The 20,648-nt window shown below is 59.9% G+C and carries 19 protein-coding genes; 9 read left to right on the plus strand and 10 right to left on the minus strand.

Annotation, left to right across the window (positions count from 1 at the left end):
- The first annotated feature begins 26 nt into the window (after window positions 1-26).
- A complete protein-coding gene (gene ahpC / locus BMH52_RS19020) occupies window positions 27-590 on the plus strand; it encodes an alkyl hydroperoxide reductase subunit C (protein ID WP_003191303.1) in 564 nt (187 codons plus the stop codon).
- 130 nt (window positions 591-720) lie between these two features.
- Window positions 721-2,286 carry an alkyl hydroperoxide reductase subunit F gene (gene ahpF, locus BMH52_RS19025; protein ID WP_020302758.1) on the plus strand — a complete coding sequence of 522 codons (1,566 nt, stop codon included), beginning with the start codon at window positions 721-723 and terminating at the stop codon, window positions 2,284-2,286.
- A 132-nt stretch (window positions 2,287-2,418) separates the two neighbouring features.
- Here ahpF and gloA read toward each other — a convergent pair whose 3' ends face one another.
- Window positions 2,419-2,940 carry a lactoylglutathione lyase gene (gene gloA / locus BMH52_RS19030; protein ID WP_073844677.1) on the minus strand — a complete coding sequence of 174 codons (522 nt, stop codon included), beginning with the start codon at window positions 2,938-2,940 and terminating at the stop codon, window positions 2,419-2,421.
- A gap of 179 nt (window positions 2,941-3,119) precedes the next feature.
- On the opposite strand from gloA, the gene BMH52_RS19035 reads away from it, so the two are divergent.
- Window positions 3,120-3,656: a DUF4946 domain-containing protein gene (locus BMH52_RS19035; protein WP_032872390.1), complete on the plus strand. Its 537-nt coding sequence runs from the start codon at window positions 3,120-3,122 to the stop codon at window positions 3,654-3,656.
- A gap of 111 nt (window positions 3,657-3,767) precedes the next feature.
- Here the strand turns inward: BMH52_RS19035 and BMH52_RS19040 are convergent, their stop codons facing one another.
- The 3 genes from BMH52_RS19040 to BMH52_RS19050 form a co-directional block, all read right to left on the minus strand.
- Window positions 3,768-4,133, minus strand: coding sequence for a histone-like nucleoid-structuring protein, MvaT/MvaU family (locus tag BMH52_RS19040; RefSeq protein WP_014718508.1), 366 nt, complete (start codon window positions 4,131-4,133; stop codon window positions 3,768-3,770).
- 194 nt (window positions 4,134-4,327) lie between these two features.
- Window positions 4,328-5,872, minus strand: a complete 1,545-nt coding sequence (locus BMH52_RS19045; RefSeq protein WP_072434588.1) for an EAL domain-containing protein — start codon at window positions 5,870-5,872, stop codon at window positions 4,328-4,330.
- Window positions 5,873-6,127: 255 nt separating this feature from the next.
- A complete protein-coding gene (locus tag BMH52_RS19050) occupies window positions 6,128-7,006 on the minus strand; it encodes a LysR family transcriptional regulator (RefSeq protein ID WP_073844679.1) in 879 nt (292 codons plus the stop codon).
- A 77-nt stretch (window positions 7,007-7,083) separates the two neighbouring features.
- On the opposite strand from BMH52_RS19050, the gene BMH52_RS19055 reads away from it, so the two are divergent.
- The 3 genes from BMH52_RS19055 to BMH52_RS19065 all read left to right on the plus strand — a co-directional run bounded on the left by BMH52_RS19055 (window position 7,084) and on the right by BMH52_RS19065 (window position 10,726).
- Window positions 7,084-8,007 carry a DMT family transporter gene (locus tag BMH52_RS19055; RefSeq protein ID WP_073844681.1) on the plus strand — a complete coding sequence of 308 codons (924 nt, stop codon included), beginning with the start codon at window positions 7,084-7,086 and terminating at the stop codon, window positions 8,005-8,007.
- A 246-nt stretch (window positions 8,008-8,253) separates the two neighbouring features.
- Window positions 8,254-9,330 carry a 4-hydroxyphenylpyruvate dioxygenase gene (gene hppD / locus BMH52_RS19060; RefSeq protein ID WP_014718504.1) on the plus strand — a complete coding sequence of 359 codons (1,077 nt, stop codon included), beginning with the start codon at window positions 8,254-8,256 and terminating at the stop codon, window positions 9,328-9,330.
- A 235-nt stretch (window positions 9,331-9,565) separates the two neighbouring features.
- Window positions 9,566-10,726 carry a dermonecrotic toxin domain-containing protein gene (locus BMH52_RS19065; RefSeq protein ID WP_073844834.1) on the plus strand — a complete coding sequence of 387 codons (1,161 nt, stop codon included), beginning with the start codon at window positions 9,566-9,568 and terminating at the stop codon, window positions 10,724-10,726.
- A 40-nt stretch (window positions 10,727-10,766) separates the two neighbouring features.
- Here BMH52_RS19065 and rarD read toward each other — a convergent pair whose 3' ends face one another.
- The 3 genes from rarD to BMH52_RS19080 all read right to left on the minus strand — a co-directional run bounded on the left by rarD (window position 10,767) and on the right by BMH52_RS19080 (window position 13,679).
- Window positions 10,767-11,648: an EamA family transporter RarD gene (gene rarD, locus BMH52_RS19070; protein ID WP_014718502.1), complete on the minus strand. Its 882-nt coding sequence runs from the start codon at window positions 11,646-11,648 to the stop codon at window positions 10,767-10,769.
- A gap of 36 nt (window positions 11,649-11,684) precedes the next feature.
- Window positions 11,685-12,695, minus strand: a complete 1,011-nt coding sequence (locus tag BMH52_RS19075) for an aldo/keto reductase (RefSeq protein WP_014718501.1) — start codon at window positions 12,693-12,695, stop codon at window positions 11,685-11,687.
- Window positions 12,696-12,776: 81 nt separating this feature from the next.
- On the minus strand, window positions 12,777-13,679 hold the full coding sequence (locus BMH52_RS19080; RefSeq protein WP_014718500.1) for a LysR family transcriptional regulator: 903 nt from the start codon (window positions 13,677-13,679) through the stop codon (window positions 12,777-12,779).
- A 101-nt stretch (window positions 13,680-13,780) separates the two neighbouring features.
- Here BMH52_RS19080 and BMH52_RS19085 point away from each other — a divergent pair, with 101 nt between their 5' ends.
- On the plus strand, window positions 13,781-14,485 hold the full coding sequence (locus tag BMH52_RS19085) for an SDR family oxidoreductase (RefSeq protein WP_073844683.1): 705 nt from the start codon (window positions 13,781-13,783) through the stop codon (window positions 14,483-14,485).
- A 48-nt stretch (window positions 14,486-14,533) separates the two neighbouring features.
- Here the strand turns inward: BMH52_RS19085 and BMH52_RS19090 are convergent, their stop codons facing one another.
- Window positions 14,534-15,844 (minus strand): MFS transporter, encoded by a 1,311-nt coding sequence (locus tag BMH52_RS19090; RefSeq protein WP_073844685.1) that lies wholly within the window; start codon window positions 15,842-15,844, stop codon window positions 14,534-14,536.
- A 157-nt stretch (window positions 15,845-16,001) separates the two neighbouring features.
- Between BMH52_RS19090 and BMH52_RS19095 the strand changes: the two genes are divergently transcribed.
- Window positions 16,002-17,102 carry a sugar diacid recognition domain-containing protein gene (locus BMH52_RS19095; protein ID WP_073844687.1) on the plus strand — a complete coding sequence of 367 codons (1,101 nt, stop codon included), beginning with the start codon at window positions 16,002-16,004 and terminating at the stop codon, window positions 17,100-17,102.
- A gap of 133 nt (window positions 17,103-17,235) precedes the next feature.
- Window positions 17,236-18,375, plus strand: a complete 1,140-nt coding sequence (locus tag BMH52_RS19100) for a glycerate kinase (protein ID WP_073844689.1) — start codon at window positions 17,236-17,238, stop codon at window positions 18,373-18,375.
- On the opposite strand, the gene BMH52_RS19105 is transcribed toward BMH52_RS19100, so the two are convergent.
- Window positions 18,365-19,477 carry a class II histone deacetylase gene (locus BMH52_RS19105; protein WP_073844691.1) on the minus strand — a complete coding sequence of 371 codons (1,113 nt, stop codon included), beginning with the start codon at window positions 19,475-19,477 and terminating at the stop codon, window positions 18,365-18,367. The genes BMH52_RS19100 and BMH52_RS19105 overlap by 11 nt on opposite strands.
- On the minus strand, window positions 19,474-20,628 hold the full coding sequence (locus BMH52_RS19110) for an MFS transporter (protein WP_073844693.1): 1,155 nt from the start codon (window positions 20,626-20,628) through the stop codon (window positions 19,474-19,476). Before BMH52_RS19110 ends, BMH52_RS19105 begins: the two co-directional genes overlap by 4 nt.
- Between the last annotated feature and the right edge of the window lie 20 nt (window positions 20,629-20,648).

Raw genomic sequence — 20,648 nt, forward strand, 5'->3', positions numbered from 1 at the left:
TCTTAACCCCTGACGGAGAGTCAACGATGCCTATCATCAACAGCCAAGTAAAACCGTTTAAAGCCACCGCTTTCAAAAACGGCAGCTTCGTCGATGTGACCGACGCTGACCTGAAAGGCAAGTGGTCGGTTGTCTTCTTCTACCCAGCCGACTTCACCTTCGTTTGCCCAACCGAACTGGAAGACCTGGCTGACAACTATGCCGAATTCCAGAAGCTGGGCGTCGAAATCTACAGCGTTTCTACCGACACCCACTTTGCCCACGCTGCCTGGCACAACACGTCGCCAGCCATCGGCAAAATCCAGTACACCATGATTGGCGACCCAACCCTGACCATCTCCCGTAACTTCGACGTGCTGATCGAAGAGGCTGGCCTGGCAGACCGCGGCACCTTCGTGATCAACCCGGAAGGTCAGATCAAGATCGTTGAGCTGAACGACGGCGGTGTAGGTCGTGACGCTTCCGAGCTGCTGCGCAAGATCAAGGCCGCTCAGTACGTCGCTGCCCACCCGGGTGAAGTCTGCCCAGCCAAATGGAAAGAAGGCGAGGCCACTCTGGCGCCGTCTCTGGACCTGGTCGGCAAGATCTAAGTCTGTGAACGCGTATCAAGGGCGGGTATCCGCACTTAAGTAAGCTGCATCCGCCCTCAAAACGCCCGGGCGAGAGTCGCTCGGGCGTTTTTTTGTCTGCAATAAACCGAATGAACAGGAAATCGCCCGTATGTTGGACGCCAATCTTAAAGCTCAGTTGAAGTCATACCTGGAACGGGTCACCCAGCCGATCGAGATCATCGCCTCCCTCGACGACGGTGCGAAATCCCAGGAAATGCTTGCTCTTTTGCAGGACGTAACCAGCCTCTCAACGCTGATTACCCTGAACACCGATGGCAATGATGCGCGCAAGCCATCGTTCTCCATCAATCGCCCGGGTGCTGAGATCAGCCTGCGTTTCGCCGGCATCCCTATGGGCCATGAATTCACTTCGTTGGTGCTGGCCCTGTTGCAAGTGGGTGGCCACCCGTCGAAAGCCAGTGTCGAAGTAATTGAACAGATCCGCGCTCTCAAAGGCGAGTTCAGCTTCGAGACGTACTTCTCGCTGTCGTGCCAGAACTGCCCGGACGTGGTCCAGGCGCTGAATCTGATGGCCGTGCTGAACCCGAACATTCGCCACGTTGCGATTGATGGCGCGCTGTTCCAGGCTGAAGTCGATGAGCGCCAGATCATGGCGGTCCCGAGTGTCTACTTGAACGGAGTCAACTTTGGCCAGGGCCGCATGGGCCTCGAAGAAATCCTCGCCAAGCTCGACACCAGCGGTATCGAGAAAGCCGCGGAAAAAATCAGCGCCAAGGACGCCTTCGACGTCCTGGTGGTTGGCGGTGGCCCCGCCGGGTCCTCGGCTGCCATTTACGCGGCACGTAAAGGTATTCGTACCGGTGTGGCGGCTGAACGCTTTGGTGGCCAGGTACTGGACACCATGTCCATCGAGAATTTTATCTCGGTACAGGAAACCGAAGGGCCGAAACTGGCTAGTGCGCTGGAAGCCCATGTGCGTCAGTACGATGTGGACATCATGAACCTGCAACGCGCTAGCAGCCTGGTACCGGCGAAAAATGCCGGGGAGCTGCACGAAATTCGCTTCGAAAGCGGTGCGACCCTCAAGTCCAAGACCGTGATCCTGGCCACAGGCGCCCGCTGGAGAGAGATGGGTGTGCCCGGTGAGCAGGAATACAAAGCCCGCGGCGTGTGCTTCTGCCCGCACTGCGATGGCCCGCTGTTCAAAGGCAAGCGTGTGGCGGTGATCGGCGGCGGTAACTCCGGCGTGGAAGCGGCCATTGACCTGGCCGGTATCGTCAGCCATGTCACCTTGCTTGAGTTCGACAGCAAGCTGCGCGCCGACGCCGTGTTGCAACGCAAGCTCTACAGCCTGCCGAACGTGGATGTGATTACCAGTGCATTGACCAGTGAGGTCAAAGGCGATGGCCAGAAAGTCACCGGCCTTGCCTACAAGGACCGCGACAGCGGTGAGTTCAAGACCATCGACCTGGAAGGCATCTTCGTGCAGATTGGCTTGCTGCCCAACACCGACTGGCTCAAAGGCACCGTAGAGCTGTCGCCGCGCGGCGAGATCATTGTCGATGCCCGTGGCGAGACTTCACTGCCTGGCGTGTTCGCCGCCGGTGACGTAACCACCGTGCCGTACAAGCAGATCGTGATTGCAGTAGGCGAGGGCGCCAAGGCTTCGTTGAGCGCGTTCGATCACTTGATCCGCACCTCTGCTCCGGCGTAATCCTGGGCTGAAAATGAAAAACCCCATGAGCGATCATGGGGTTTTTCTCGTTCCCACGCCCGGCGCGGGATTCTCGTTCCCACGCTCCGCGGGGGAATGCATCCGGTGACGCTCCGCGTCACGCAGTGCTTATTACATCGGCGCCGGCTGGATGATTTCAACCCAATAGGCATCCGGGTCCTTGATGAACGCGAGGCTCTTCATGCGGCCATCCGTCAGGCGTTTCTGGAAATCACAGCCCAAGGCTTCGAAACGTTCGCACGCCGCCACAATGTCCGGCACCGAGATGCAGATATGGCCAAAGCCGCGTGGGTCGGTGTTGCCGTTGTGGTAGGCAAAGTCGGCATCGCTTTCGGTGCCGTGGTTGTGGGTCAGTTCGAGGATGCCCGGAATCGATTTCATCCATTGGGTACGCTCGGCGGCGTCGGCCGGGATCTGGGCCTTGTCCACCAGGGCCAGGAAGTACAGGCTGAATTCGGCTTCCGGGAAGTCACGTTTCTCGACCAGGGAGAAACCCAGGATGCGCGTGTAGAAGTCCAGCGACTTGGTGATGTCCTTGACCCGCAACATGGTGTGGTTGAACACGAAGTTTGCCGTAGCGTTGTCGGGTTGGGCAGTGACGCCCGGGAAGGTGTTCAATTCGTGCAGGCTCATGGGCCCTCCAGAAAAAATGTGAGATGAGCGGTCCATTGGCTTGCGGCCTGCCTCCATGCAGGCGGGCCATGATACGCAAGGCGCACCGGCTGCGCCAAATGAAAAAGCGCGCTAAACCCTTGCGGTCAGCGCGCGCCGGGCCGCACACTTTGCGGCTGGAACCTTGGGTGTTTTTTGCAATGATCGAGTTTCGTAGGCCGCTGTTGAGTGCTGTGTGCGTGTTGTTGGGCAGCCCGTTTGTGCTGGCAGCTGACCCGCAGGTCCATTGGCCCAGCGGTTGGCAGGTCGAAGAAGTCGTGCCTGACGGCGAACTCCCTGCCAAACCCCAAGCAGTGTCCCGGCAGCGAGCGATCAAGAATGATGAAAATGGCGCCACGTTGATGGTGATGGAGTTGACCGGGACGCCGATTGAAACCGGCCATAAAGTTAATCTTCCCGGCGTGTTGCTGGAGATGCGCAAGTCGATCCAGAAAGACTTTGCCCGTGGCGGTTATCAAAGCGTGTGCAGCAAAATGCACCCCACGACATTGAGTCGGCTTGACGCGCTGGAAACTACCTGTGTGATTACCGAGAACGGTCGACACGTATTGTCGCAAACATTAGTCGGTGCGCTGGATGTCGATAAGGCCTATGTATTTTCATACGCGGGCCAAGCGCAAGCGTACGAGGCGAGCAAGGAGGAAATCAGTTCGGTGCGTAACAGTCTGAAACTTTGACCCGCTCAAGCTGAGCGAATGTGAACAATGTGAACGCTAAGTTAAATTCGATTCCGAACCGCTAGAGCAAAAAAAGCCCCGCGTATGCGGGGCTTTTTTTTAGTACATGTTTCAGCCGCGAAGCCAGGAATCTACAGTGGCAGCGCCGTACTGTTCTTTCCAGGCTTTAAGGCCGCGGTGGTTGCCACCTTTGGTCTCGATCAGCTCGCCGGTATGCGGGTTGTGGTAAACCTTGACCACCCGTGCGCGGCGCTGTTTTGGCGCGGCGGCGGCCGGTGCGCCGCCTTTGCGTGGCGCTGGGTCGAGGATAGCGATCACGTCGCGCAGGCTTTTGTCGTATTTGCCCATCAGCGTCTTGAGCTTTTCTTCGAATTCGATTTCTTTCTTCAAGCCAGCGTCATTCTTCAAAGATTCCAGCTGTGCAAGCTGCTCTTGAAGGGCTTTTTCTGCTGCGCGAAATTCGGCGAGTCTGGACAAAATCTGTACTCCAATAATGTAGTTGCGGATATCAACTGCAGACAAAGCTATAAGCCAAGAACGTTAAGCCACGTCAACGAAAAAGCCCCTTCTGCGAGTTCTGCACAGGCAGAAAAAATTGTAGTAGTTAATTCATTCCGAGTAAATCATGTCTTTTAAAGAAAGACCAATCTTTCATCGTAGACCGCGCAAGGCTATTCAACGATCCCCAAGGATTTAATGAATTCATCGCAGGGTAATGGTCGGCCAAACAGGTAACCCTGTAGGAAATCCACGCCTTGGGCCACGAGGTATTCACACTGTTGGGCTGTTTCTACACCTTCGGCAACAATGCCTAGATCCAGCTTGACCGACAACTCTATGATGCTGTCGAGAATATGCCGCGACAGCGCATCTGCACCGATCATGGCGACAAAGCTTTGATCGATCTTCAAGTAGTCGACATTGAAATTGCGCAAATAGCCCAAGCTGGAGTGGCCGGTGCCGAAGTCATCAATGGCGATCATGACGCCCAGTTGATGCAGGGCCTCGAACAGCCGGCGGGTGGTCTCGGTGGGTTCGATCAGCTCCCGCTCAGTCAGCTCCAGCACCAGGGTGACCTGGCCGGGTGGGAACGCGGCCAGAAATTCCTGGCAGTCCTGCACCAGCGCCATGTCCTGGCAATGGCGTGCAGTGATGTTCACGCCGATATGAAAGCCGGGGCTGAAACGTGCGGCATGGGGCGCCAGTTGCGCGGCGGTCTGGCGCAGCAGGGCGCGGGTCATCGGCACGATCAGGCCAGAGTCTTCGGCCAGGGGAATAAACAGGTCCGGGCGCACCAGGCCTTCTTTGGGATGCCTCCAGCGCATCAGCACCTCACAGCCGGCCCATTGGCGTGTGTCACCCCGTACCACCGGTTGGAAATACGGGATGAACTCATTGGCGCCCAAGGCGCGTTGTAACTCGTGGGTTGGCGCGGACGAGCGTTTTTGCAGCCAGTGAGCGAGCAGCCCCGCCAATATGCCGAAAAACACCACCAGGCTGAACAGCGCCGGATACCGCGCCTGCATGTAGCGCCAGACTTCACCCTCGGGCATCCCGGCTTCGACACTGTAGCGATAGCGCTCGGAAGCCAGGCGTTGTGGGGCCACGGCAAATACCGGCAACGCGCCTTGATGCACCTTGCCGTCGGCCCCCAGCCAGTTCGGGCCGACTTGCAATACCAAGTACGCGTAACGGCTGATCAAGCGCAAGGCGTTGGTGAGGTGGTAACCGTCAACCGAGGCAAACGCGCCTTGATCGCCTTCCACCAGGCGGTACACCAGCAGGGCGGTATCGGGTGTAACGGGGTTACCTTTCATCAACCACAGGCGCCCATCCACATAGTCGTCCGGGTTGACGGGCGATTGGTAGCGACCGCCAAACAACGAGCTGCAATAGATGTTTTTCTGCCAGGACAGCGTCGTGGCCCGCACAAACGGCCGGCGCGTGACTTGTTCACGTAGCGCCAACTTGGCGCTGCTGTCACAAGGTTTACCGGCCAGCGGCAGCAAAGCCTGGGCAGCGATGGCGGTATTGTCGAGCATCAGGTCGAACTGGCGGACCGCTTCTTGAGCGGTTTGCGCCGTGCTTTGCTCAAGGGTGCGCTCGGCTTGCCAGTACAGAATCACAACCCCCAGCAAGATGGGCAACACGCCGCTGGTTGCACTGATGAAATAGCGTGCGGCTCGGCTTCGTGGGCCTTTGACAGTCAGGGGCATAGGGGCAGTCAGTCGCGAGAAAAAGAGTGAGATAAGCCGATGATAGATGGCATTACGCAGGCCTGCTCACTTGTTTCAAGCGGGTTGACCTCGCCGTTCGGTCAGTGGTGGCGGGGATCAGGCACCGCCCCCGCCCGAACCCGCAAAGTCCGTTGAAGTACAGAGTGTGGAGGGTGTCGCCGACGCTGCGTTTCACTACATTGGGTGGCTATGTAGGGTGCGACGCATGAGAGGACGCTGCGCATAGCCAGGTCACTAAGTGAGCGAGGGGTACAACCCTTGCGCCAGCTCGATGAATGCCAGGGTAGCCGGGGAGGACTGTCGTCGATCCAGCACCGCCAGTCCGATCCGGCGTGGGACCTGCGGCGCCAATGGCAACGCCACATAACGCCAGTCGCTATGTTCCGGCAAGGAGGCCTGCGCAATCACACTCAAACCATCGCCCCGACTGACCGCCTCCAACGTACTGAGCAACTGCGCACAGCGGTACCGGACTTTGGGCTGCAATCGGGCTTGACTGAACAAGCGCATCACCAGCTCCGACGAGCCGGCTTCAGTCAGAATAAAGGGTTCATCGCAGAGCGCTTGCAGGGGCACGGCCTCAAGGGCGGCCAACCGGTGCCCGGCCGGTAGCAGCGCCACCAGTTGATCTTCCAGCAACGCGACCGTATCGAAGCGTTCCTGCTCCAGCACCACAAAACCGATATCCACCCGGCGCTCATCCAGCCACTGAATGACCTGGCGATCAGGCCCTTCATCCACATGCACTTCAATACCCGGATAAACCTGGCGAAAGCGCCTGAGGATAGGCGGCAACAACCGAACCGACGCCGTCGGCCCGAACGAGCCGATACGCAGCGTGCCACGCTTCATGCCGCGTGCATCCGCCGCTTCCTGCTGCAAGGTGTTGGCCAGCCCCAGCATGGCCCGGGCGCGTCCCAGCAATTGTGCGCCGATTTCGCTCAGTTCCACCGCCGTCTGATGGCGCCGAAACAACTCCACCCCCAGTTCCTGCTCCAAGGCCTTGATCGCGTGGGACACCGCCGACTGGCTGATACCCAGGCGATGCGCCGCACTGGTAAAACCTTGCAGTTCGGCCACCAGAGAAAAGATTTCCAGTTGGGTCAGGGTCATGAGTAAAGGCTCATTTTACGATGAGGAGTGATTAGCCAAAGAATACGCCCATTCGTCCCTCACCTGAGCACCGCCTTATGCGTCACGTCGCCGATGGCCTCACTTATCTGAAGCTTGCCGCTGTCACCATGATCTGGGGCGGCACCTTTGTCGCAGGGCGCTACCTGGCTGATCAGGTCCACCCGTTGCTGGCCGCCACTCTGCGCTTCACCTTGGCCAGCGCAGCATTGCTGCTGTTCATGGCCGCTTCGCGCACGGCCCTGGTGCGCCCCAGCACGCGCCAATGGGGCCAATTGGCGGTGTTGGGGTTCTTTGGGATTTTCTTTTACAACCTGTGCTTCTTTTATGGGCTGCAGTACACCAATGCGTCACGCGCCTCGTTGATTGTCACGTTGAACCCGGCGGTGATCGGCCTGGCGTCCTGGTGGTTGTTCAAGGAGCGCCTGGGCCGCATCAAATGTATCGGTATCGCGTTGTGCCTGGCAGGCGCGGCGACCGTCATCATCAGTCGCAATCCCCAGGCATTGCAGGGCGCGACCATGGCCTGGGCCGGTGACCTGCTGATCCTCGGTTGCGTGGCGGGGTGGGGCGTTTACACGCTGTTCTCCCGTGGGCTCAATCAGAGCCTGGGGCCGTTGCAGACCGTGACCTGGTCGGTGCTGCTGGGCACGCTGATGCTAAGCGTTACGGCGCTGGTTTCACCCAGCGTGACCATGGCAGGGCTGCACGCTATTGATCTGCCGCAACTGCTCAGCCTGATGTACCTGGGCGTGATGGGGTCGGCGCTGGCGTATATCGGCTATTACGATGGCATTCGTCGCATAGGCGCCACACGGTCCGGGGTGTTCATCGCGCTCAACCCATTGACGGCGGTCATTTGCGGCGCGGTGCTGCTGGACGAACCGCTGACGATGGCGATGTTGGTGGGGGGGGCGGTCATCCTGCTGGGCATCTACCTGTGTAACAAACCCCTTGCGCAGGGCAGGGTAATGGGGATTTGATAAGACTACGGACAAACCCGGTTACGCTGTGTAGAATCAGTTTACGCATACAAGAATATGGACTTGCGCTCACGCAAGCCTCGGCCGTCAGAGACTGATGACACCATGAAGCTACTTGGCTCCCCCCTCATCTTTGGTGACTTTCTCGCCCGCAGCGTGCGAGGCCTTTCTTGTGCGCCACCCTCCAGCCTCATCCTTGCTCGCAACTAAACAATTGCTACCTACAAGAATGATGAGGCACCGAACATGACCGACCAACACGCAAACCCAATGGGCCTGATGGGCTTTGAATTCATCGAATTCGCCTCGCCGACCCCGGGCACCCTGGAGCCGATCTTCGAGATCATGGGCTTCACCAAAGTGGCCACCCACCGTTCCAAGAACGTGCACCTGTATCGCCAGGGCGAGATCAACCTGATCCTCAACAACGAACCCGACAGCCTCGCTTCCTACTTCGCGGCCGAGCACGGCCCGTCGGTGTGCGGCATGGCGTTCCGGGTCAAGGACTCGCAGCAGGCTTACAAGCGCGCCCTGGAACTGGGCGCCCAGCCGATCCACATCGACACCGGCCCGATGGAATTGAACCTGCCGGCGATCAAAGGCATTGGCGGTTCGCCGTTGTACCTGATCGACCGTTTCGGCGAAGGCAACTCGATCTACGACATCGACTTCGTCTACCTTGAAGGCGTTGACCGCCATCCGGTAGGCGCTGGCCTGAAGGTCATCGACCACCTGACCCACAACGTCTATCGCGGGCGTATGATCTATTGGGCCAATTTCTACGAGAAGCTGTTCAACTTCCGTGAAGCGCGTTATTTCGATATCAAGGGCGAGTACACCGGCCTGACCTCCAAGGCCATGAGCGCGCCGGACGGCCAGATCCGGATCCCGTTGAACGAAGAGTCGTCCAAGGGCGCCGGGCAGATCGAAGAGTTCCTGATGCAGTTCAATGGCGAGGGGATCCAGCACGTAGCGTTCCTCACCGACGACCTGATCAAGACCTGGGACGCGCTGAAGAAGATCGGCATGCGCTTTATGACCGCGCCGCCAGACACTTACTACGAAATGCTCGAAGGTCGCCTGCCGAACCATGGCGAGCCAGTGGATCAATTGCAATCGCGCGGCATCCTGCTGGACGGCTCGTCGGTTGCCGGTGACAAGCGCCTGCTGCTGCAGATCTTCTCGGAAACCCTGATGGGCCCGGTGTTCTTCGAATTCATCCAGCGTAAAGGCGACGATGGGTTTGGAGAGGGCAACTTCAAGGCGCTGTTCGAGTCGATCGAGCGCGACCAGGTGCGTCGTGGTGTGCTGACCGCCGATTGATCGACAGGCTAAAGCAAAACAGCCCGGTTTTTACCGGGCTGTTTTGTGCCTGATGCAGCGTGTTGCAAATGGCCTGTGGTTTATTGGGAACAGACGTTTCTTGAAATATCACTCAGAGGGTAGGGCGCAGACAATTTCTGCGTGTCCAATATCAAGAGGCCCTCTTATGAATGTGAATTCTCCTCCCCTTCAACGCCCGATTGGCCCATCTACATCAACCGAGCAGATAGGGCCTGTGCGCAATGTTCGCTCAGCCGGTAATGCAGACCCAGTCGATCAGGCGCGTAAAAAGTTTCTCGATGACAGTGAAACCGAGTATTTGGGCAACACACTCACCGCCAAAGCGCATCAACTGACGGAGGCCGCGCTGTCACCCAACAAACCGGGAAGTCCAGGGGTGCAGGTCTCGACATTTGCCGTTGATGGTGTTCAGTCCAACGACCTGATAATGATCAAGCGGGTGCCGCTTACAGAAGAGGGGCCTAATTTCGTCCTGTACATGCCGGAAGACGACGTGACCTCGTTTCATGAGTTCGATAATGCGCAGCAGATGACGGACTGGCTCAAAGACGTGGCCAATGATCCGATTGAGCGCAAGCGATTTACGAAGCATTTTGCCAATGATCAAGCGCCCAAGCAGGAGGAGCGGGTCAACCAGAAATTTGGCATGTTCGCTGATGGCGATAGCAATGCAGTGGTAGGAAATTTTGGTTATGAGAAGGGGGATATCTTCGAGCGTTTAAACAAGGGCACTTCGATCCCTCCGGTTCAGGTCGACGGGCTGGTGCGAACACAGCTCTATAAACTGGAACCTGATGGCAAGGCGTTTTATGTCGGATATCGGCCAGATGGAGAAGCCATCGTCTATAGTTACGACGCTTATGGAAACTTGTACGGCGAGGGACAAAAAAAGGACGCCAAGAAGCGCAGATTTTATTTCGTTCAAAATGGGTTGAACGAAAACAAACCGCTTGAACCCATGACGTTCAATGCGTTCCGCAAAAAAATAGCCCGTGTTTCCTTGGACAATGTGGATGCCAATAATCTAAACGGTCTTTACGACAAATTCCTGAAGCAACTCAGAAGTCCTGGGCATGGCCTCGCCACCGCGTTGAAAGCGCTGGGTGTTCCTGAAGACATAGCCCACTCCATCGAAACCATCGCGAAAGACCCCGTCAAAGGAACGTTGCTTGAATTGAACCGCGACAACCGTATCGGCAAGCTGTTTGGTGTCGATCAGCAAGAGATGGATGCCAAGCTGGAAAGCGCAGGCAACCAAGCTCAACACAACATCCCCTATTACGGTAAGTGGCGAGAGAGGTTGGAAGATACCGCCAACGTCATTGAACAAGTTGCCGGCACACCTGATGTGCCGACAACCGAAGTCAGGACCTGACTCAATTGACAGAGGGGTACCATCCACTCTCAGCCTCCCATCAAGCCCGGCGCTGACGCACCAAATGCTTGAATCCCTCATACACCAGCACCATCACCGCCAGCCAGATCGGAATATAGGTCAGCCACTGTCCGCCCTCGATCCCTTCGCCCAACAGCAACGCCACCGCGAGCAGCAATACCGGCTCCACATAGCTCAGCAGCCCGAACAGGCTGAACGCCAACAAGCGACTGGCAATGATGTAACTCACCAGCGCCGAGGCACTGATAAGGCCCAGCATGGGAATCAATGCATAGAGCTTTGGATGCCCATCCAGTACGGCAAAGCCTTGTTCGCCGCTTTGTACAAACCACCAGGCCACCGGCAGCATCAACGCCATATCCAGCCACAGCCCTCCCAGATGATCAGTGGTCAGGTATTTACGCACCACGAAGTACACCGGGTAGCCGATGATCACTACCAGTGTTGCCCAGGAAAAACCACCGGCCTGATACAGCTCATTCAGCACACCCAGCGCGGCAAACACCACAGCAATCTGTTGCAGCCGCGACAGGCGCTCGCCGTAGACCAGGCGCCCGGTGAGCACCATGGTCAACGGCAGCAGAAAATACCCCACGGACACGTCCAGGCTGCGCCCATTGAGCGGCGCCCACATGAACAACCACAACTGCACGCCGAGCAAGGCCGACGACACCAGTACGCCGCCGACCAGCCGTGGCTTGGCCGCCAGCATGCGCAGCAGTTCCCAGACCCTGCGCCACTCGCCGCTGACGAGCATGAATACCGTCATGCAGGGCACGGTGAGCAACATGCGCCAGCCGAAAATCTCCAGGCCACTCAGGGGCGTAAGCAGTGATGTGAAGTAATACATCACGGCAAACAGCACCGAGGCCAAGACCGATAACACAACACCTTTAGACACGCTGCCCTCGCGAAAGCCAATTATTGCGCGGGTAGTCTACAGGCGTGCCAATCGACCGGATACAAAATGCCCGACATCGTTGAACCCCGGCGAGGACGAATGCCCTGGCGTAACCAACGAATCAATGAACGCCTCGTCCTCAGCGCTGATCTTCACCGCCAGCGCTCCGGTGTAGGCGTCCCACTGCGCCTCGGTTCGCGGCCCGACAATCGCCGAGCTCACCGCCGCATTGTTCAGCACCCAGGCGATTGCGAACTCGACGATCCCCACGCCACGCCCTTGAGTGTATTGCTGGATCTGCTGGGCAATGCGCAGTGATTCAACCCGCCACTCGGTTTCCAGGATGCGCTTGTCCTGGCGCGCGGCACGGCTGCCGGGCTCGGGCGTGACGTCCGGGGCGTACTTGCCGCTAAGGACCCCTCGGGCCAGCGGGCTGTAAGGCACCACACCCAGGCCGTAGGCCGCTGCAGCGGTGATCTGTTCGACCTCGGCCTGACGGTTGACGATGTTGTACAGCGGCTGGCTGATAATGGGTTTATCCACGCCCAGGCGTTCAGCCACGCGAATCACTTCAGCGATGCGCCAGCCTCGGTAGTTGGACAGGCCCCAGTAGCGGACTTTGCCCTGGCGGATCAGGTCACCGATGGCGGACACGGTCACTTCCAACGGCGTGTGGTGGTCTTCGCGGTGCAGGTAGTAGATGTCCAGGTAGTCGGTATCCAGGCGTGCCAGGCTGGCGTCCAGCGCGTTGAACAGACGCTTGCGGCTCAAACCGCTGCGGTTGGGCACGCCGTCGGTAGGGCCGAAGCCGACCTTGGAGGCCACCACCCAATCCTGGCGGTTGCGTGCAATCGCCTCGCCGACGATTTCCTCGGAGCGCCCGCCTGTATACACGTCAGCTGTATCGATGAAGTTGATGCCCTGGTCCCAGGCCTTGTCGATGATGCGCAGTGAGTCTTCGGTACTGGTCTGCTCGCCAAACATCATGGTGCCGAGGGTCAGAGCGCTGACCTTTAACCCGGACTGACCCAATGTACGGTAAATCATGCAAAGCTCCTCATGGCAGGTAAACGTGAGTCATGCAATACCAGACCCGAGCGCTCTGGAACAAGCCCTGAGCGGATTTGTTCATGCGCGTAGCAAAGTCTCGCAACGGGCCTGTAAAAAACGATGCAGCACTTTCACGCGTTCTGACACTTGCAGGCGGTGAGGGCACATCAGGTTGAATGGCGTGGGTTCGCCTTGCCAGTCGAGTAGCAGGGGCACCAGCCGCCCTGCCTGGATATCACGGGCCACGTCCAGGTTGGCTTTATAGGCAATGCCATGCCCCGCCAACGCCCAGCGGCGGACAATCTCGCCATCGTCGCTGAGATAGTCACCGCTCACTTCAACCTCCTGGAGCAAGGTCCCCTGGCGGAAATACCAGGTGCTATTGGCCTGGCCCCGGCGCATGTAGCGCAGCGTGCTGTGGTGGGCCAAGTCTTCGGGCGTATGCGGGGTGCCGTGGCGCGCCAAGTAGTCGGGGCTGGCGCAGGCAATGCGATGGTGATCGGGTACCACCGGCAGGGCCACCAGGCTGGAGTCTCTCGGCACGCCAAAGCGCAAGGCGATGTCGACAGTGTCGCGAAACAAATCGGCATTGCTGTCGTTGAGCAACAGTTGCAGACGGATAGTGGGGTGCTCCAACTTGAACTCATCCAACCAGCCCAACAGCACATTGCGACCGAAGTCCGAGGGAGCGGCCAATTGCAATAAACCACTGAGGCTTTGGCCTTGTTGCTTGATGGCATGTTCGCCTTCGGACAGGGCTTCCAGCGCTACCCGCACGCTGTCCAGATAACGCCGGCCTTCTTCGGTCAGGCGCATGCTGCGGGTGGAGCGGGCAAGCAGGCGGATGCCGAGACGAGTTTCAAGGCGCTTGAGGGCGATACTCGCGGCCGCTGGCGTGAGGCCCAGGCCACGGGCGGCGGCCGTCAGGCTACCGGTGTCGGCGCTGCGCACGAAGACTTCAAGGTCGAGAATCGAGCTCATTGATAAAAATCCTTTAAAGATCTTGTCGTTTTACCCGGATTTTTCATCGATTACCAAGCTGGGAAGATGAACGTTCACTTTCTGACCCAGGTAGTTTTCTCATGACCTCTTCTCTGAGCGGTAAAACCATCATCGTCATCGGTGGCAGCAGCGGTATCGGCGCGGCAGTTGCCCAGGCAGCCTTGGCACGAGGCGCGCATGTGATCGTGGCCGGGCGCCGCTTGGCGCCAGGTTCCGACAGCGGGCTGCGCAACGAGCCGGTGGACGTCACCGACAGCGCCTCGTTAAAGCAGTTGTTCGAAACCGTGGGGCGCTTTGACCATCTGGTCTACACCTCGGGGCCTTCGGTGCGGGCCAAGCCTTTGATCGAAACAGACCTGGATGAAGCCCGGGACAACTTCGATGTAAAGCTCTGGGGCGCACTACGCGCCATTCAACACGCGCTGCCGTTTTTGCACGAGCAGGGCAGCATCACCCTGACCTCGGGCCAGTTGGGGCGCAAGTTGGCGGCAGGGCAGTTCATCAAGACGGGCATTAACGCTGCGACCGAGGCCTTGGGCAAGCAACTGGCCAAAGAACTGGCGCCGCGTCGAGTCAATGTGATCAGCCCAGGGGTGATAGACACACCGGCCTATGCAGAGCTTGGCCAAGAGCAACGTTTGGCAATGTTTGCCAAGGCGGGCCAAGGGTTGCCGGTTGGGCGGGTGGGGCAGGCTGAAGAAGTGGCGGCGGGGTATGTACTGGCCATGGAAAATGGCTTTATGACCGGTGCGGTGGTTGATATCGACGGTGGCGGCCTGTTGTAAATACATGGCCCAAGTGGGAGGGAGCAGATCCCTCCCACGTTGAAGGCGTCAGGCCTTGAGCGTGCGCGTCATCCGCAATGCCAGAACACTGCCGCTCACAATCACCGCCGCCAGCAGGTACAACGCCACATCCGTAGAGCCGGTAGCATCCTTCACAAAACCCACGATATACGGGCTGAGAAACCCCGCCATCTGCCCCATGGAGTTGATCAACGCCAAGCCACCCGCCGCCGCACCCGCGCTGAGCATCGCGGCGGGCACCGGCCAGAACATCGGCAGGCCGGTGAGGGCGCCCATGGTGGCGATGGTCAGGCCGAGAATGGCGATAGCGGGGGTGGTGGCGAAGTTAACGGCGATCACCAGGCCAATGGCGCCCATCAACATCGGTACCACCAAATGCCAGCGGCGCTCCTTGCGCAAATCGGCAGAGCGGCCCACCAGCAGCATGAACACTGCCGCCAACAGATACGGAATCGCGCTGAGCCAGCCAATCACCAGGTTGTCGCTGAAACCCATGTTCTTGATGATCGACGGCAGCCAGAAGTTGATCGCATACACGCCACTCTGGATGCAGAAGTAGATCAGGCCGAATGCCCAGATCGCCGGGTTCCTGAACACTTCGGCCAGGGAGTCGCTGGTGGTTTTCGGCTTGTTTGCCAGGTCTGTGGCCTGGTCAGCTTCCAGTACCGCACGCTCATGGGGCTTGAGCCACTTGGCGTTGGCGAAACTGTCACTGAGCAGGAAATAGGCGAGGGCGCCGAGGATCACGGTCGGGATGCCTTGCAGCAGGAACATCCACTGCCAGCCCGCCAAGCCACCTTGGCCTGCGGCAAAGTGATTGAGAATCCAGCCGGAAAACGGGCTGCCGAGCAAACCGGACACCGGGATCGCCGACATGAACAGGGCCATGATTCGCCCACGGCGGAAGGTCGGGAACCACTGCGAAAGGTACAACACCACACCGGGGAAGAAGCCGGCTTCAGCGGCACCGGTGAGCAGGCGCAGGGTGTAGAAATGCGTGGGTGTGGTCACAAACAGCAGGCATGTGGAGAGCGTACCCCACACGATCATCATCAATGCGATCCAGCGCCGCGGGCCAAACCGGGTCAGCGCCAGGTTACTCGGCACGCCGCACAGCACGTAGCCGATAAAGAAAATCCCGGCCCCCAGGCCGTACACGGTTTCACTGAATTTCAACGCATCGAGCATCTGCAGCTTGGCAAAGCCAACGTTTACCCGGTCGAGGTAATTGAACAGATAGCAGATAAAGATGAAGGGGATCAGGCGCAGGGTGATGCGCTTGTAGATGGCGTTCTTATCGTCATCGCTGGCCAGTGCGGCAGTGGCGCTCTGTGACATGGGATTCTCTCTTTATTATGATTTTTCGCGGTGCGAGGGTAACGTTGACCGCCCTGACAGTCTCGGTGACGTGACGGGCAGCTGTCTTTGTGCTGGCGCACAGTCAAGCAGTCTTTGCGCTGTGCCGGTGAACAACCTTTTTTAGGAAATTAGCCCCATGTTCGAGCTGGATCATGCCCTGGCGCAGGAGATTGTCGATCGCACCATGGCAATCCTGCCCTATAACGTCAATGTCATGGACAGCCAGGGCTTGATCCTGGGCAGCGGCGAGCCGGAGCGTATCAACACACGCCATGAAGGTGCGCAATTGGTGTTGGCCAATGGGCGTGTGGTGGAAATCGACGGGCAGACCGCCAAGCATCTCAAGGGTGTGCAACCCGGCATCAACCTCCCGCTGTTGCATGATCAGCGCCTGATTGGCGTGCTGGGTATCACCGGAGAACCAGATGGGTTACGCACCTACGCCGAACTGGTGCGTATGACCGCTGAAATGCTGGTCAGCCAACGCCACCAGCAAGCCGAGCAACAATGGCGTCGCCAGCGTTGCGATGATCTGCTGGCCCTGCTGTTGGCCGACAGCGGCGACTCCCCGCGCCTGGTGGACGAAGCCCAGCAATTGGGGCTCAAGCCACAACTGGCGCGCACGCCGTACCTGTTTGAACTGGGCCCGGGCCAAACGGCGGAGGCCCTGAGCGCCTGGCTCGCCAGCCGCTACCCGGACAGTTGGTGCGTCAGCTCTGCGCAGTTCTCCTTGCTGTGGTGTCGACCTGCTGCGGTGCAGGTCGATAACCCCCGCTTGCTGGAAAAGCTCGAGGGCCTGGGTTGGAACATCCAGCGCATTGCCATCGGCGGGCAAGCGGAGGGCTTGGCGGGGCTGCGCCGCTGTTACCGCCGGGTAGGAGATCTGCTGGCTTATGGCCGCGATATCCTGCCGCAATCACGCCTGTTGACCCTCAACCGTTATCGCCTGCCGGTCATGCTTTGGCGTCATCGCAACGACGACGCCCTGGACGAATTGCTCAACCCGTTGCGCAAGGTGTTGGCCAAGGACAGCAACGGGCAACTGCTCGCCACGTTGCGCAGTTGGTGCGAGCACGACGGGCAAAGCCAGGCGTGTGCCGACGCCTTGGGCATTCACCGCAACAGCCTGCGCTACCGCATGGAACGCATAGCCGAACTCAGCGGCGTAGACCCGCTGACGCTAGATGGGATGCTTGCCTTGTACCTGGGCGTACAACTGCTGCCCCACCCCCTGTAGGCGCGAGCAAGCTCGCTCCTACAGGGGGCATTGTAGAAATGAACAACAAACCCGCCCCACACTTGTGCATCGGCCCCGCGTCATTGCCCCTGCCAACTGGCAGCATGGGCGTTATAAAAACCGGAGAACGTCCATGAAAATCGTGATCGCCCCTGACTCGTTCAAAGACAGCCTGAGTGCCGCAGGCGTCGCCCAGGCGATTGCCGAGGGGTGGGCCGAGGTCTGGCCGGATGCGCACGTGCTTCAATGCCCGATGGCCGATGGCGGTGAAGGCACGGTGGATGCGGTGCTCGCCGCGTGTAAGGGGCAATTACGTCGGCAAACAGTCCGAGGCCCGCTGGGCGACAGCGTCGAAGCACGTTGGGGCTGGTTGGCCGACAGCCATACCGCGATGATCGAGATGGCCGAGGCCAGCGGCCTGCAACTCGTCGCGCCGGGGCAGCGCGACGCCTGTTCCAGTACCACCTATGGCACCGGCGAGTTGATCCGCGCCGCGCTGGATGCCGGGGCGCAGCGCATCATCCTGGCGATTGGCGGCAGTGCCACCAACGATGGCGGGGCGGGAGCGATGCAGGCCCTTGGCGTGCAGCTATTGGATAGCGAACGTCAGCCACTGCCGGCGGGTGGGTTGGCATTGGCACGCCTGGCCCATATCAGCCTTGAACAACTCGACCCGCGCCTGGCGCAGGTGCGTTTTGAAATCGCCGCCGACGTCAACAATCCCCTGTGCGGCCCCCACGGTGCCTCGTCGATTTTCGGCCCGCAAAAAGGCGCGAGTCCCGAGCAAGTGGCACACCTGGACGCGGCCCTTGGGCACTTCGCTGACCATTGCGCTCAGGTGCTGCCCAAGGATGTGCGCGACGAACCTGGCAGCGGCGCCGCCGGTGGCCTGGGCTTTGCTGCCAAGGCGTTTCTCGCTGCCCAGTTTCGTCCAGGGGTTGAGGTAGTCGCTGAACTGGTTGGCTTCGATGAAGCGGTGCGTGGCGCCGACCTGGTAATCACCGGTGAAGGTCGCTTCGACGCCCAGACGCTGCGGGGAAAAACTCCGTTTGGCGTGGCGCGCATTGCCCGGCGACACGGCGTGCCGGTGGTCGTGATCGCGGGCACCTTGGGCGACGGCTACGAGCAGATGTACGCCCACGGTGTGGATGCAGCGTTCGCCTTGCCGTCGGGGCCGATGTCTCTGGAGCAAGCCTGTCACGAGGCGCCGCGCCTGTTGCGTGAGCGGGCCTCGGACGTTGCACGGGTATGGCGCCTGGCAGCTACTCGCTGACCCCGCGCGCCAGCCGCTCCACCCACTGCGCTTGAAACCCCTGTAGCTGCGCACCGGGTTGCTGCAACTGCACAAATTCAAGCATCGGGTCTTGCACCGCCGTGCGCACTCCGCTCAGTTCCTCCAGGGTCGCCAAGCCGCAGAACGGCACATAGGCTTCGCTGTAGCCGCCTTCATGTACCAGCACCAGGCGGCCCTGGCACAGACGCTCGGCGGCCAGGCGCAGGGCGCGGGTCAGCAGCCGGAACGATTCACTGTGCAACAGCATGCGCGCCAACGGGTCGACGGCGTTGGCGTCATAACCACAGGCGACGATGATCAACTCCGGCTCGAAGCGCTCCAGCGCGGGCACTACGATGCGTTCCATAGCGTGTAGATAGGTGGCGTGGCCACTGCCTGGCGGCAAGGGGATATTGATGTTGGCCCCCACGCCCGCCCCGCGGCCGCGATCCTGCTCGCCGCTGTAACCGGGCGGGTAGCAGCCGTCCTGGTGCAAGGATACCGTCAACACATCGGCCCGTTCTTCGAAGATCGACTGCGTGCCGTTACCGTGGTGCACATCCCAGTCGATCACCGCGACTTTGCCCAGACCGTTGCGGGCCTTGGCGGCCTCGATGGCAATGGCAATGTTGGCCAGAAAACAAAAGCCCATGGCACTGTCTGCCAGGCAGTGATGACCCGGTGGCCGCGACAGCGAATAGGCGTTGTGCGCCTGGCCCTTGAGCACCATGTCCACGGCGGCCAGGGTCAGTCCGGCGGACAGTTGCGCAATTTCGAAGCTGCCCGGCCCAATCGGTGCCTGGGAGCCAAGCTCACCGCCACCCGCATCGCTCAAGGCCTTGAAACGCTGCAGGTAAGCGCGGCTGTGGACCCGCAGCAGATCCTCTTCACTGGCGGGCGGCGCGCTATGCAGTTGTAGTTGGCGGCTCAGTCCGGAGACATCCAACAGGCTTTTCAGGCGGCGCTTGGTCTCCGGTGACTCGGCATGCCCGCTGCCGGCCGGCGGCTGCACCCAGCCGCCCACGGGCAGGGTCAGCGCATGGGCGCCGGCGCTGTGCCACAGGCTCATTTCGTCGAAAAAAAATGCGGTGGTTGGGTTCATACCGGTTCCAGTTCAGTGGGGGAATGGGGACGGCTGGCGACGATCATCACCAGAGACAGCAAGGTGATAGCGGCTGCACCAAGCAGCAACAGGCTGAAACCGCCGCTGGCCTCGATCAGGCGGCCAGCGAGCGCCGGGCCGATGGCCAGGCCGCCGCCGATGACCAAGTTGGAGGCGTTCATCAGCTTGCCGCTGTGATCAAGGTCGGCCAGGCAGGCCAGGATCAGCGGCAGAATGAAGGTCCAGGTGAATTTGAACAGCAGCGCCGCCAAAGCAAATCGCAGCAATGCGGGCTGGCCGAACAACAGAAGCACCGCTGCCGCCATCAACAGGTAGCCCAGCAACAACAGCACTCCACGCGGCAAGCGGGTCCCGATCAGTGAAGCGCTCGCGGCCCCGGCAATGCCCATCACGGTGGCGATGGCGAGGATGTCGCCGCTGTGCTGCGCCGAAATCCCGGCACTGGCGCCCAAGGCACCGATAAAGGTCCAGACGCCTCCCAAGCTGATATAAAAGGCCAGGACCGCGCCAACCCCCAGGGCGGCTTTCCAGCGTGAACCGGGCAAGACCGGGGTGCGGCTGGCGGGCAACGCACGGCTACCGGCGGGAAAAGCCCGCGCCAATGGCAGCAGCAGAACCATCAACCCTGCCAGGATCAGGTAGCAGGCATTCAAGCCAAACCGTTCGAACAAACCAGGCAGCATCACCAGGCCGACGGCACCGACGATCAACTGCCCCATCACCCACAAACCATAGACTCGGCTGGGATTGGCGGTGGTGGCGGCACTGGCCAGGCAGAGGATCATCAACGAACCGCCGGCCAGGGCGCTGGCCCCGCGCAACACCAGCAGCACGGCGTAGGTGTCGGCGAGCATCGACAGCAGGTTGGCCGCAATGAACAACAGCGCGGCGACCCGGGCGGCAGTGCGCCAGTCAACCCGCTTGAGCCACCACCAGGCGGGCAAGGTCGCCAGGCTCATGGCGCCCAGTTCCACGGAAAACAAGTCGCCAATCCGCGCCGGGCTCAGTTGCCATTGGCTGGCCAACTGCGCGGCCACGGCGGGAGCAGTCATCAGGAGGGTCGGAGTGATGGCGGCAAACAGTACGATCGCCGCCAGCCGTGCCGTTATCGCAGGGTTGGAAATGGGCATTTTCAAGCTCCAGGGAAAGG

Source organism: Pseudomonas sp. BTN1 (genome assembly GCF_001907715.1).
In the GTDB taxonomy this organism is placed as follows: Bacteria; Pseudomonadota; Gammaproteobacteria; order Pseudomonadales; family Pseudomonadaceae; genus Aquipseudomonas; species Aquipseudomonas paracarnis.